Source organism: Aquibium carbonis (assembly GCF_003970795.1).
Classification (GTDB): Bacteria; Pseudomonadota; Alphaproteobacteria; order Rhizobiales; family Rhizobiaceae; genus Aquibium; species Aquibium carbonis.
In genome coordinates this window covers 85931-98786 of record NZ_RWKW01000025.1, presented here as the reverse complement: position 1 = coordinate 98786, position 12856 = coordinate 85931, and the positions used below count along the sequence as shown (strand labels likewise).

At 65.3% G+C, this 12856-nt stretch carries 11 protein-coding genes; 5 read left to right on the top strand and 6 right to left on the bottom strand.

The annotated features are described in order from the left end of the window. Positions 1–157: 157 nt before the first annotated feature. The gene (locus EJC49_RS07015; protein WP_126698749.1) at positions 158–1849 is read left to right on the top strand and encodes a long-chain fatty acid--CoA ligase; all 1692 of its coding nucleotides are present in this window, start codon (positions 158–160) and stop codon (positions 1847–1849) included. Between the two features lie 136 nt (positions 1850–1985). Here EJC49_RS07015 and EJC49_RS07010 read toward each other — a convergent pair whose 3' ends face one another. From EJC49_RS07010 to pgi, 4 genes are all read right to left on the bottom strand, one after another. After that, positions 1986–2477, bottom strand: a complete 492-nt coding sequence (locus tag EJC49_RS07010; RefSeq protein WP_126698748.1) for a GNAT family N-acetyltransferase — start codon at positions 2475–2477, stop codon at positions 1986–1988. A 116-nt stretch (positions 2478–2593) separates the two neighbouring features. Next, positions 2594–3046 carry a GNAT family N-acetyltransferase gene (locus EJC49_RS07005; protein WP_126698747.1) on the bottom strand — a complete coding sequence of 151 codons (453 nt, stop codon included), beginning with the start codon at positions 3044–3046 and terminating at the stop codon, positions 2594–2596. Positions 3047–3139: 93 nt separating this feature from the next. Next, positions 3140–3850: an HAD family hydrolase gene (locus EJC49_RS07000; protein WP_126698746.1), complete on the bottom strand. Its 711-nt coding sequence runs from the start codon at positions 3848–3850 to the stop codon at positions 3140–3142. A 68-nt stretch (positions 3851–3918) separates the two neighbouring features. After that, positions 3919–5556 (bottom strand): glucose-6-phosphate isomerase, encoded by a 1638-nt coding sequence (gene pgi, locus EJC49_RS06995; protein ID WP_126698745.1) that lies wholly within the window; start codon positions 5554–5556, stop codon positions 3919–3921. Between the two features lie 204 nt (positions 5557–5760). On the opposite strand from pgi, the gene pdxR reads away from it, so the two are divergent. Both pdxR and EJC49_RS06985 read left to right on the top strand, forming a co-directional pair. Continuing rightward, positions 5761–7257: a MocR-like pyridoxine biosynthesis transcription factor PdxR gene (pdxR, locus tag EJC49_RS06990; protein ID WP_126698744.1), complete on the top strand. Its 1497-nt coding sequence runs from the start codon at positions 5761–5763 to the stop codon at positions 7255–7257. 176 nt (positions 7258–7433) lie between these two features. Next, entirely contained in the window at positions 7434–9020 is a 1587-nt protein-coding gene (locus tag EJC49_RS06985) for a trimethylamine methyltransferase family protein (RefSeq protein WP_126698743.1), read from the top strand. A gap of 31 nt (positions 9021–9051) precedes the next feature. Here the strand turns inward: EJC49_RS06985 and EJC49_RS06980 are convergent, their stop codons facing one another. Then, positions 9052–9699: a Crp/Fnr family transcriptional regulator gene (locus tag EJC49_RS06980; RefSeq protein ID WP_245453304.1), complete on the bottom strand. Its 648-nt coding sequence runs from the start codon at positions 9697–9699 to the stop codon at positions 9052–9054. 373 nt (positions 9700–10072) lie between these two features. Here EJC49_RS06980 and EJC49_RS06975 point away from each other — a divergent pair, with 373 nt between their 5' ends. Beyond that, positions 10073–10348: a hypothetical protein gene (locus tag EJC49_RS06975; protein WP_126698741.1), complete on the top strand. Its 276-nt coding sequence runs from the start codon at positions 10073–10075 to the stop codon at positions 10346–10348. A gap of 103 nt (positions 10349–10451) precedes the next feature. Here EJC49_RS06975 and EJC49_RS06970 read toward each other — a convergent pair whose 3' ends face one another. Continuing rightward, positions 10452–12266, bottom strand: a complete 1815-nt coding sequence (locus tag EJC49_RS06970; protein ID WP_126698740.1) for an IlvD/Edd family dehydratase — start codon at positions 12264–12266, stop codon at positions 10452–10454. Positions 12267–12399: 133 nt separating this feature from the next. On the opposite strand from EJC49_RS06970, the gene EJC49_RS06965 reads away from it, so the two are divergent. Beyond that, the gene (locus EJC49_RS06965) at positions 12400–12852 is read left to right on the top strand and encodes an SRPBCC family protein (RefSeq protein WP_126698739.1); all 453 of its coding nucleotides are present in this window, start codon (positions 12400–12402) and stop codon (positions 12850–12852) included. Positions 12853–12856 lie beyond the last annotated feature (4 nt).

Genomic DNA, 12856 nt, shown 5'->3' with positions numbered 1-12856 from the left:
GACGACTTCCCTTCCGTTTACGTCTTCGTAAGACTTGCGCGGAATCGGTCGTTGACCCTAGATAGGCGCAAGTGGCGGGCTTTGCCCGCCGGGAGGCAGGAGTAAACCGAACCGCGGCGCGAAGCGCGCCGCCGATCGGACACGAAGGGAGCGAGACATGGCCATTTCCGGGCAGACCGCGGGCGCGGAGCGTATCTGGCTGAAAAGCTATCCAGCCGGCATACCGGCCGACATAGCCGGGCTCCCGGCCAGTTCGATCGGCGAACTCCTCGTCGACGCCTGCCGGCAATATGCGGGCCGGCCGGCCTTCACTTCCATGGGCAAGTCCATGACCTACGCGGAGGTCGAGCAGGCGTCCGCCGCTTTCGGCGCCTGGCTGCAGGGCAAGGGTCTCGCCAAGGGCGCGCGCGTGGCAATCATGATGCCGAACGTGCTGCAATACCCGATCGCCATGATGGGCGCGCTTCGCGCGGGCTATACGGTGGTCAACGTCAATCCGCTCTATACCCCCCGAGAACTCGAGCATCAGCTCAACGATTCCGGCGCCGAGGCCATCGTCATCCTGGAAAACTTCGCCGCCACGCTTCAAGCCGTGGTCGGCAAGACAAAGGTCAAGCACGTCGTCGTCGCTTCGATGGGCGAAATGCTCGGCCTCAAGGGCCTGATCGTCAATCTCGTCGTGCGCCGCGTCAAGAAGATGGTGCCGGCTTGGTCGCTGCCAGGGCACGTCGCGTTCAAGGACGCCCTCTCTGCCGGCAAGGGCCAGAGCCTGAAGCCGGTCTCCGTGGGCCCGGATGACGTCGCCTTCCTCCAGTATACCGGCGGCACGACGGGCGTTTCCAAGGGCGCGGTACTGCTCCATCGCAACATCCTCGCCAACGTCGCCCAGAACGCGCTGTGGGTCGAGGCCGCCTACGTCAAGAAGCCGCGGCCCGACATGCCGGTCTATCTCTGCGCGCTACCGCTTTATCACATCTACGCGCTCACGGTGAACGCGCTGATGGGCATGCAGCAGGGCGCCCAGAACATCCTGATCGCCAATCCGCGCGACATCCCGGCTCTGGTCAAGGAGTTCGGCGCCTACAAGGTCAACGTCTTCCCCGGCCTGAACACCCTTTTCAACGCGCTGTTGAACAATGACGATTTCCGCAAGCTCGACTTCACCCACCTGCTGGTCACTTTCGGCGGCGGCATGGCGGTGCAGCGCCCGGTGGCCGAACGCTGGAAACAGGTGACGGGTCTCGTCATCGCCGAAGGCTACGGCTTGTCGGAAACCTCGCCGGTGGCCACCGGCAACCGCTTCGACGCCGACGAGTTCACCGGCACGATCGGGCTGCCGATCCCCTCGACCGAGATCGTGATCCGCGACGACGACGGCAACGACATGCCGCTCGGCGAGGTCGGCGAGATCTGCATCCGTGGGCCGCAGGTCATGGCCGGCTACTGGAACCGTCCGGACGAGACCGCCAAGGTCATGACGTCCGACGGGTTCTTCAAGTCCGGCGACATGGGCTTCATGAGCGAGGACGGCTACGTCAAGATCGTCGACCGCAAGAAGGACATGATCCTGGTCTCGGGCTTCAACGTCTATCCCAACGAGATCGAGGACGTGATCGCCGGCCACCCCGGCGTTCTGGAGGTTGCAGCCATCGGCGTGCCGGACGAAAAGTCGGGCGAGGCACCGAAGGTCTTCATCGTCAAGAAGGATCCCGAGCTGACCGCCGACGACATCCGCGAATGGTGCAAGGACAAGCTGACGGCCTACAAGCGGCCCAGGCAGATCGAGTTCCGCACCGAACTGCCGAAGACGAATGTCGGCAAAATCCTGCGCCGGGAGCTGCGCAACTGAGATCCGTCGCGCGACGGGCGGCGCCCGTTTCCCCGCAGGCTCTCGGGGCGGGCATTCGAGCGCCGGGTGTCGCGGACCCTTTGGTTGAGAGCCGCGATGGCGCGTCGCTGCGCTCAGACGTCGACCGAAAGCGCCATCATGCGCGACGAAGTCGTCTCGTTTCGGCTGGCGCCGGCTGATCTCCCTGCCGCAGTTCGAAGCCATAGCGGGTCTGCTCGAAACCGGCTCCTGCGCAAAGCGCCAGCACGGCCGGATCGTTGAAGCCTCCCAGGACCAGGACCTTCACGCAGCCCACGCGCCACGCCAGCTTGACCGCACATCCGACGACCCGGCCGGCGTAGCCCCTGCGACGATGGTCGGAATGGGTGACGACGTTTTCGATCAGGGCAGCCGGCTTTCCCATCGCGGTCGCGTTGGGAACGACGATCAACGTGCAGGCCGAAACGAGCTGATTGTCGTGGAAACCGGCCAGAATGGTGATGCCAGGCTCATCGAGCGCCTGCTTGAACGCATCGCGCGCAAGGGCGGCGGCGAAGATATGATAACGGGGATAGAGATGCCGGTACAGGGACGTGAGGTCCGACAGGTCGCCATGCGCAATGGGTCGAATGCGGAGTGGCTGTTCCATCGTCCCCTCGGTCCTGCAGACACCTCGATAGAGGCATCTTGGCACCGCACCAAATCACGCCTGAAAATGATGTTAATTCATATAGTTAATAAAAGGGTAAATGTAAAGGCTGCGGATCAGTCGAGAAACACCCGAAAGCCGCTGGCGGTTTTGGCGAAACCGGCGGCCAAAAAGAAGCCCGACGGCACGTCGACGTCCAGCGACGTCGTCAGCACCGTGGCCCTGTCGCAGCCGACCTCGCGGGCAAGCGCCAACACGGCGGCAAGAACGCGCGTGCCGTAACCGAGACGCCGCTGCGTGGGATGCGTGACGATGTTCTCGATCAAGGCCGAAGGCTTCGCGCTGCGCGCGCCGCCCCTCACCACGATGAGCGCACAGGTTGCAATCGGCCGGTCGTCCAGAAAACCGACGAGGACGGCGCTCCCCGGCTCGGCCGCCGTCTGGCGCAGCGTCATCCGTGCGGTCACCACCGCCAGCGCCGGGTCCTGCGGATGCAGATAGCGGTAGAGCGAGGCTAGGCCCGGCATCTTCGCTTCGCCGATCGGCCGGATGTCGAGGTCCTGTTTCATGGTCACTTTCGATCCGTCGGAAAAAACGTGCCGCGACGGCCGCAACCCATCATGACAGGTCTGCGAGGCGTCGGCTGGGTGCCCGCGCCTCGACTACGAGCCATGACCGGCCAAAAACGCCGGCAAATCGCGCACCGAGGATAGCACCACGTCGGCCAGCGGCGCGAGCCGTTCCTGCGTGCCGGTGCCCGACAGCACGCCAACGGCGAGGCCGGCCCGTCCGGCACGCGCCATCTCGAGGTCATGTCGGTTGTCGCCGACCATTGCGATCTCGTCCGGCTCGAGCCCCGTCAGCGCGCAGAAGGCGTGGATGGCGTCGGGCGCCGGCTTCGGCCGCGCCACCGAATCATAACCGTAAGTTGCAACGAACAGGTCGGCGATCCCGATCGCCTCGATCGTCTGCCGTGCCCCGTCTTCGCTGTCGTTCGTCGCGACCCCGAGCTTGTAGCCTTGCCCATGCAGGCTGCGAAGCGCCGAGGAAACGCCCTCGAGCGGCACCGCCGAGCGGGCGCCTTCCTCGGCGGTCAGCCGGTCGAACTGCTTCACCCGTTTTTCGCGCTCGGCAAGAGGGGCAGCGGCATACCAGAGTGCGACGATGTCCGCATTGGTGCCGGCGGCAAAGATGGAATCGGCACGAAACCGGCCTGCTGCGACATCATAGCCGGCGAGGTCCATCAGGTCGTCGGCCTTGCCGCGGTCACCGCACGCCGCCTCAAGCGCCAGCCGGTCGCCGATGGCGTGCCACGTGCGATGGAAATCGATCAGTGTTCCGTCCTTGTCGAACAGGATGCCCCTGATGGCCATGAAACGTCTCGCGAAGCCGGCGCCTTGCAGCGCGGTGAAAGGAAATCGGATGGAATGCGCTTCGCCGGTCAGGCGAATCCCCGCAGATAGTCGACCAGGCCGGCAGTGGATGCGTCGCTGCCTGCGGCGTCGCGTTTGCCTTCCACGACGGGCAACAGGCCGGTCGCGAGTTCCTTGCCGAGTTCCACGCCCCACTGGTCGAAGGCATTGATGCCGAAGAGCTGCGCTTCCACGAAGACCCGGTGTTCGTAGAGCGCGATCAGCCGGCCGAGCGCGAACGGGTCGAGCTGGCGGTGCAGGATGGTGATCGACGGCCGGTTGCCGGAAAACACGCGGTGCGGCGCGATCCGATCGACCTCTTCGCGCGCCATGCCCTTGGCCAGCATCTGCGTCGACGCCTCCTCCAGCGTGCGGCCCTTCATCAGCGCTTCCGATTGCGCCAGGCAATTGGCAAGCAGCAGTTCGTGCTGATGTCGCAGATCCGGCTCATGGCCCAGGGCGGCGGCGATGAACTCGACCGGGATCACGTCGCTGCCCTGGTGCAGCAGCTGGAAGAACGCGTGCTGGCCATTGGTGCCGGGCTCGCCCCACACGAGCGGCCCGGTCGGCGTGGGAACCGGCTGGCCGTCGATCGTCGCCGACTTGCCGTTCGATTCCATGTCGAGCTGCTGAAGGTAAGCCGGCAGCCGGGCGAGCCGCTGGTCGTAGGGAATGACGGCGCGTGCCGGATAGCCCATCGCGACGCGATGCCAGAAACCGAGCAGGCCCAGCACCACCGGCAGGTTCTCCAGCAACGGCGCTGTCCGGAAGTGCTCATCCAGCGCATGGGCGCCGTCGAGGAAGGCGCGGAAACGCGCGGGCCCGATGGCCAGCATGATCGGCAGGCCGATCGCCGACCAGAGCGAGTAGCGCCCGCCGACCCAGTCCCAGAAGCCGAAGACCCGATCCGACGCGATGCCGAAATCGGAGACCTTGTCGAGCGCGGTCGAGACGGCGCAGAAATGCGCCCCCACGGCATCGGGACCGAGCGCGCCCTCGATCCAGCGCCGCGCCGTCTGCGCGTTCGTCATGGTTTCGACGGTGGTGAAGGTTTTCGACGCGATGACGACCAGCGTCGCCGCCGGGTCGAGCGGCTTCAGCACGTCGGCGATGTGGGCGCCGTCGATATTGGAAACGAAATGCACGCGCGGGCCGTCATGGAATGGCGCCAGCGCCGCCGTCGCCATCACCGGGCCGAGATCGGACCCGCCGATGCCGATGTTGATCACGTCGGTGATCGGCCTGCCCGTCACACCCTTGGCTTCGCCCGAACGAATGCGGTTTGCGAAATCGGCCATGCGGGCCAGCACGGCATGCACCTCGCCCATCACGTCCTGCCCGGCGACGCTGAAGCTTGCGCCTTCGGGCGCCCGCAGCGCCACGTGGAGCACGGCGCGACCCTCGGTCGAATTGATCGGCTCGCCCGCAAACATCGCGTCCCGCCGAGCCTCCAGCCCCGCTGCCCGGGCGAGCCCGGCGAGGAGATCCATGGCCCGCGCGTCCACCGCCGTCTTCGACCAGTCGACCAGCATGTCGTCGAGCCGCAGCGAGAAGCGATCGAAACGACTGGGGTCGAGCGCAAAAGCGACGCGCAGATCCTGCGGCGCCTGCGTTCCGGCGTGCAGTTTCAGTGCGGCAAGGACGCCGGAAAAGGCGGTTCGGTCCAAGGTGGTCTCCTCTGAACGGCTGCCGAATGGATTAGAACAATCCCGGCGCGAAAAGAAGGCCTGAGCCCTTCGGCCGAGCTGGCCGGATCGACAGGCCATCGTGGCATAATTGCCATGGAGACAAGATTCTCTGGCGCAAGGCGTTGGACCAGACTTGCCCTGCGAAAGTTCACATGTTTACTGTTCGTGGCAAGGAGCGCAGCCATGACGACGAGAACCGATTCCGCCATCTGGTCCGGCCTGTTCACCATTTCGCCGGACTCTGGACAGACCCTGCAGGCCCAGATCCGCCAGGCGATCGTGGCGGCGATCCTCGATCGCCAGATCGCCGCGTCGATGCCCCTGCCGTCCTGTCGCATCCTGGCCGAGAAGCTCGGCGTGGCGCGCGGCACCGTCGTGCTGGCGTTCCAGCAACTCGTTGATCAGGGCTTTCTCGTGGCCCGCGAACGCCGGGGCCACTTCGTCAATCCCGATGTGCTGACGACGCCGACCAAGCCGTTGGCCCGCCAGGACAACAACGCGCCGGGCGGTCTCGACTGGAAGGCCCGACGCCGGATCAACGCCACCGACATGCCGCCGCCGATGAAGATGGAGAACTGGATCAAGTCCTCCTATCCCTTCATCTACGGTCAGTTCGATCCGGGGCTGTTTCCAACGGCAGAATGGCGCGAATGCAACCGCATGGCGCTGGCCGTGCTGGAAATTCGCAACTGGGCGGCCGACATGGTCGACCGCGACGACCCCCTGCTCATCGAGCAGATCCAGGCGCGGCTGCTGCCCCGGCGCGGCATCTTCGCCAACCCGGACGAGATCATCGTCACGCTCGGCGCCCAGCACGCGATCTACATGCTCGCCACCTTGCTGATGACGAAGGGCTCGCGCGTGGCCATGGAAAACCCGGGCTATCCCGACGCACGCTCGATTTTCCGGCTCGCAGGGGCCGAGATCGATCCCGTTCGCGTCGATTCCGAGGGCATCGTGACGCGCGAAATCCCCAGCAATTCCAACTTCGTCTTCGTGACGCCCAGCCATCATTGCCCAACCATGGTGCCGCTTTCGGAGGTCCGCCGCCGCGAACTGCTGGAGATCGCGTCGCGCAACGACCAGATCATCATCGAGGACGGCTATGACAGCCAGTTGATCGACGAGGCGCCGCAGCAGGCCTTGAAGAGCCTCGACCGCACCGGGCGCGTCATCCATGTCGGCTCGATGTCGAAGACGCTCGCGCCGGGCCTGCGCCTTGGCTACATCGTCGCCTCCGCCGACCTGATCGCCGAACTGCGCGCGCTACGCCGCTTCATGCTGCGCCATCCCCCGGCCAACAACCAGCGCGCGGTGGCGCTGTTCCTGTCGCTCGGCCACCACGACGCGCTGGTGCGCAAGCTCTCGACGGCCTTTGCCGAACGCCGAAAGCGACTGGTGTCGGCCATCTCGGCCTTCCTGCCGGACTGGAACGCCACCGACAGTGCCGGCGGCACGTCGGTCTGGCTGGAGGGTCCGCAAGGCACCGATTCCGAAAAGCTCTCCGAAGCCGCCGCCACCCGCAGCGTGCTGATCGAGCCGGGCGCCCGCTTCTTCGATGGCCAGTCCCCGCCGCGCCGCTTCGTGCGCCTCGGCATCTCGTCGATCGCCGTGCAGCACATCGAGCCCGGCATCCGCGAACTCGCCACGGCGATCGGACGCCGCCCCGCCGCGGCGTGATAGCCGCCAGCGGCGGATCGGCGACGCGCGAGCCACGACGTGGCTCTAGAGGCAAGAGCGGCTGGCTCAATGTCGTGGACCAGCCGCGCGACATAGTTTGTCGTGCATCGAAGCGCTGAGCTCATAAAAACACGCCAGCTTCGGATGCGGGGAACATCGCTTCGGGAGTGGCGAACATGAGCTTGACGGCCGAACAGCGCGACGGCGCGGATTCACTTCGAAATCGACGCTCCGGTGGGCGGGAAGCGCGCCGCGCGATGCGGGCCGCACCGCTGGCGGAAGACGTGCGCCCGATCCGGGCCGGACTTGAGGGCGGCCGCTACGGTGTTCTGTCGCGAAACGAACTCGAGCGCATTCACGAGGCGGTCCTCACCGTTCTGGAGACCGTCGGCTTCGCCAATGCCATTCCGAGCTGCATCGAGGCGCTGACACGCGTGGGCGCCGAACACGGGGCCGACGGACGCATCCGCTTTCCCCGCAATCTCGTGATGGACACGATCCGCAACGCCGCGCGGGGCTTCACGCTCCATGGGCAGGATCCGAAGCACGACCTGGTCGTTCAAGGCAGCCGGGTCCACTACGGCACGGCAGGCGCTGCGGTCCATGTGGTCGATGTCGAGAAGCGCGAATATCGTGAATCGCTGCTCCAGGACATCTACGACGCCGCGCGCATCGTCGACCTGATGGACAACATCCACTTCTTCCAGCGCCCGATGGTGCCGCGCGACGTCGTCGACCCGCTCGACATGGATTTCAACACGCTCTACGCCTGCGTGTCCGGCACCACCAAGCATGTCGGGACGTCGTTCACGGTCCGCGAGAACGTCGCACCGGCGCTCGAAATGCTCTACGCCATCGCCGGCGGCGAGGAGAACTTTCGCGCCCGCCCCTTCGTCTCCAATTCAAACTGCTTCGTCGTCCCGCCGATGAAGTTTGCCGAGGATGCCTGTGGCGTGCTCGAAGCTTGCGTCGAAGGTGGTATCCCGATCCTTCTCCTGTCGGCCGGCCAGGCTGGCGCCACGGCGCCCGCCGCCATCGCCGGCGCGGTAGTGCAGGCGGTTTCCGAAGTTCTTGCCGGCCTCGTCTATGTCAACGCGCTGAAGCCCGGGCACCCGGCGATCTTCGGCACATGGCCCTTCGTCTCGGACCTGCGGACCGGCGCGATGTCGGGCGGCTCGGGCGAACAGGCGCTGCTCACCTCGGCCTGCGCCCAGATGGCCCAGTTCTACGACCTCCCCGGCGGCTCGGCGGCGGGCATGGCCGACTCCAAGCTGCCCGACATCCAGGCGGGCTACGAAAAGGGCATCACCAACGTCATGGCGGGCCTCTCCGGCCTCAACCTGATCTATGAGTCGGCAGGCATGCATGCCTCGCTGCTCGGCTTCTGCCTCGAAAGCCTGATCATCGACAACGACATGCTCGGCCAATGCCTGCGCTGCGTGCGTGGTATCGAGGTCACCGACGCATCGCTTTCGATCGATGCCATTTCCGACGTCTGTCTCAACGGCCCCGGCCACTATCTCGGCCACGGCCAGACGTTGCAGCTGATGCAGACCGAGTATGTCTATCCCGCCATCGCGGACCGGTTCTCGCCGAAGGAATGGGTGGAAAAGGGCCGGCCCGACATCCTCCAGCGCGCTATTGCCGAAAAGCGCCGCATCCTCTCGACGCATTTTCCCAGGCACGTGCCCAAGGCGCTGGACGACCGGCTCCGCGTGCGCTTCGAAAACATCTACCTGCCGCGCGGTTCGATGGGCCTCTGACACGCCACCCTCGCGATGATCGGCGTGCGCGCTATGGCATGCCGTACTGCTGGTGGCGGCTGGCATAGGCCAGCCGGATCCGGCCGTAACACTCGCAGGCGCGCGCCTCAAGGACGGCGCTATCGGTTATGGTGAGGTTGCCGCGCGAATAGTCGATCGCACCCGCTTCCATGAGCTCGCTGCAGATCATGTTGACGGTCGCGCGCCGCAAACCGAGCGTCTTGGCCATGATTTCCTGCGTCATGTAAAAGCTCGGAGCGTCCATTCGATCGCTAGTCTGGAGCAGCCAGCGCGAAAGCCGCTGATCCGCGGTGTGCAAGCTGTTGCAGGCCACGAGTTGCATCAGCTCGATCGTGTGCGCCTGTCCGTAGCGCAGGATCGCCTCGCGCACAGAGACGAAACGCAGGAGCGCCTGGTCGAACGTCGCGATGGGAACCCATGTCGCCGATCCCGGAACCAGCACGACGGAGCGGCCCATGGCCGCGCCGCCGCCAAGCACGATGGCATAGCCGACGAAGCCTTCGCGGCCCACCGAGGCCTGGTGAACCGAACGCCCATCCCGCATTTCCGCCATGATGGCGACGACCCCCTGTTCGGGGAAAACCGCGTGCGTCACCTCCTCGCCATCCTCGTAGATGACCTCGCCGGCCTTCAACTCCCGTTGATCGGAGTGTTCCACGATGAGAGCGAGAGCATCGGGTGACAAGGATGCGAGGAGCCGGTTTCGGAACACGGGGCTATTGGAACCTATCGCTTTGACGCGTCGATGATTCGAAAAATCCGTCGAACTTCGCATGCCCGGCAATATTCGTCTAGTTTTAGTAAACCGTTAACCAGTTAAGATTTAGAACTCTTAATGTACGGTATCGGTCATACACGAGTACAACTCATGGACGGATGACCGCAGGAATGCGGTTGGCGAACAAGCGGCGACGGGGGTCGTGGCGATGCCGCGGGGGACACGCGAGGCGCCGGAATCGGTCGCCGATCTGATCCGGAGGCGCGCCGGACACGTATGCGATACGCGTGACATCAGGAGCGACGGGGGACGCATGATGACCAATGAGGCCGCGACCAGACGATTGCGCGAGACGTTGCTCGGCGATCCAGCGACGATGGCTCTGGACCGCTATACGGTCTTTGCAGACATGGCGGAAGCCTATGTCGCCCGCACGCTCGAAGCGGTCTGCGAGATCGGCGCCGCCACCCCCGGCAGCGAGATGGACCCGCTCATGGCGGCGCGAATGGCCAACATCCAGGCGAGGATCGACGGGCTCGGCGACCTGATCGTCAGGCTTCGCGAGTTGCAGGCGGAGGGCGCCGGCTGACCGGCGCAGCTCGCCACCGCCGCGCCGACCGTCTGTTGCCGGCGGGCGAGCGGCTTGAGCCGCCCGTCATTCGCCGGCTGACCAAAGAGTTGGAAAACGACCCTCAGTGATTGTTGCGCGGGATGCCCTTTTCCTGCGCGATCCGCTGGTAGTTGACCGCCGGTTTCAGGACCATTCCGCCGGAGAGCTGGTCGACGATGCCGCGCTGGATTTCCTGCCACGGCGTCTGGTGGCCCGGATAGCGGTAGCCGCCCTTGGTCGCAAGGTCGGCCCGTCGCCGTGCCAGCTCGTCGTCGTCGATCAGGATGTCGGCCCTGCCCTTCTTGAGATCGATCCGCACACGGTCGCCGTCCCGAAGCAAGGCCAGCCCGCCTCCGGCGGCGGCTTCCGGAGACGCATTGAGGATCGAGGGCGATCCGGACGTCCCCGACTGGCGGCCATCGCCGATGCAGGGCAACGAGTGGACACCCCGTTTCAACAAGGCGGCCGGCGGCTGCATGTTGACGACTTCGGCTGCCCCCGGATAGCCGATCGGACCGGTTCCGCGCATGAACAGGATCGTGTTCTCGTCGATGCCGAGCGACGGATCCTCGATGCGTGCGTGGTAGTCTTCCGGTCCCTCGAAGACCATGGCCTTGCCTTCGAAGGCTTCCGGATCGGCAGGGTCGGACAGGTAGCGCTTGCGGAACTCGGGCGAGATGACCGATGTCTTCATGATGGCGGAATCGAAGAGATTCCCCTTCAGATTGATGAACCCGGCCTGCTGCTTCATGGGTGCATCGACGCTGAAGATGACGGCCGTGTCGAGGTTTTCGGCATCGCGGCAATTGTCGCCGATCGTGCGCCCGTTTGCCGTCAGCGCATCCGGATGCGGCAAAAGGCCGGCCTTCATCAGTTCGGCAACGACCGCCGGCACGCCGCCGGCGTGGTGATAGTCCTCGCCGAGAAACTCGCCCGCTGGCTGGAGGTTGACGAGCAGCGGCACGTGATGGCCAACGCTCTGCCAGTCGTCATTGTCGAGCGGCACGCCGAGATGGCGGGCAATGGCGTTGAGATGGATCGGCGCATTGCTCGATCCACCGATCGCCGAATTGACCACGATCGCGTTCTCGAAGGCTTCCCGGGTCATGATGTCGGACGGTTTCAGGTCCTCGTGCACCATGTCGACGATCCGCTTGCCCGTGTGCCAGGCCATTTGGCCGCGCTCGCGATAGGGCGCCGGAATAGCCGCCGAGCCCGGCAGCTGCATGCCGAGCGCCTCGGCCAGGCTGTTCATCGTCGTGGCCGTGCCCATCGTGTTGCAATAGCCGACCGACGGCGCCGAAGACGCCACGCGGTCCATGAACTGGTCGTAGTCGATCTTGCCCTCGGCGAGCAGCTCGCGCGATTTCCACACGACGGTGCCCGAGCCGGTCCGCTCGCCCCTGTACCAGCCGTTCAGCATCGGGCCGACCGACAGGGCGATCGCCGGAATGTTGACGGTGGCGGCGGCCATCAGCAGCGCCGGCGTGGTCTTGTCGCAGCCGATCGTCAGCACCACGCCGTCGAGCGGGTAACCGTAGAGCACCTCGACGAGCGACAGATAGGCGAGGTTGCGGTCGAGTGAAGCGGTGGGCCGCTTGCCGGTCTCCTGAATCGGATGCACCGGAAACTCCATCGGTATGCCGCCGGCCGCCTCGATGCCGGCGCGCACGCGCTTGGCCAGCTCGACGTGGTGCCGGTTGCAGGGCGACAAGTCCGAGCCGGTCTGCGCGATGCCGATGATCGGCTTGCCCGACTGGAGTTCCTCCCGCGTGAGGCCGAAGTTCAGGTATCGCTCGAGGTAGAGCGCGGTCATCCCCGGATCGTCAGGATTGTCGAACCACTCCTGCGACCGCAGCCTCTTGCCCTTGTCGTTCGAACCGTTCGGACCGCTCATCGACGCCTCCCTGTCTTTGGCCCATAGCGATAGTGCAGGCCCGCCGGTCGGGCAAGCGTCAGACCGTTCGATCCGATGGACAAGTTTTGGACGCTGCTATAGTCCAGACCTGAATCGACGAAAGGAGGACGTCATGGCGATGAACCTGGAAGGTCAGGAAACGATCGGGGCGTCGATCGACAAGGTCTGGGCTGCGCTCAACGACCCGGACGTGCTGCGGGAATGCATTCCGGGCTGCGAGAGCCTCGAGAAATCCTCCGACACGGAGATGGCCGCGACGGTTTCGCTGAAGATCGGACCGATCAAGGCGCGCTTTGCCGGCGCCGTGACGCTGATCAACCTCAATCCTCCACACTCCTACACCATCCAGGGCGAGGGAAAGGGCGGAATCGCCGGCTTCGCCAAGGGCGGCGCCGACGTGGTTCTCGCGGAAACAGGACCCGACGAGACCTTGCTCTCCTACACCGTGAACGCCGACGTGGGCGGCAAGATCGCCCAGCTCGGCAGCCGTCTCATCGCCTCGACGTCCAAGAAGCTCGCGGGCGAGTTCTTCGCCAAGTTCAACGAGATCGTCTCGAGCCGCTGACGAC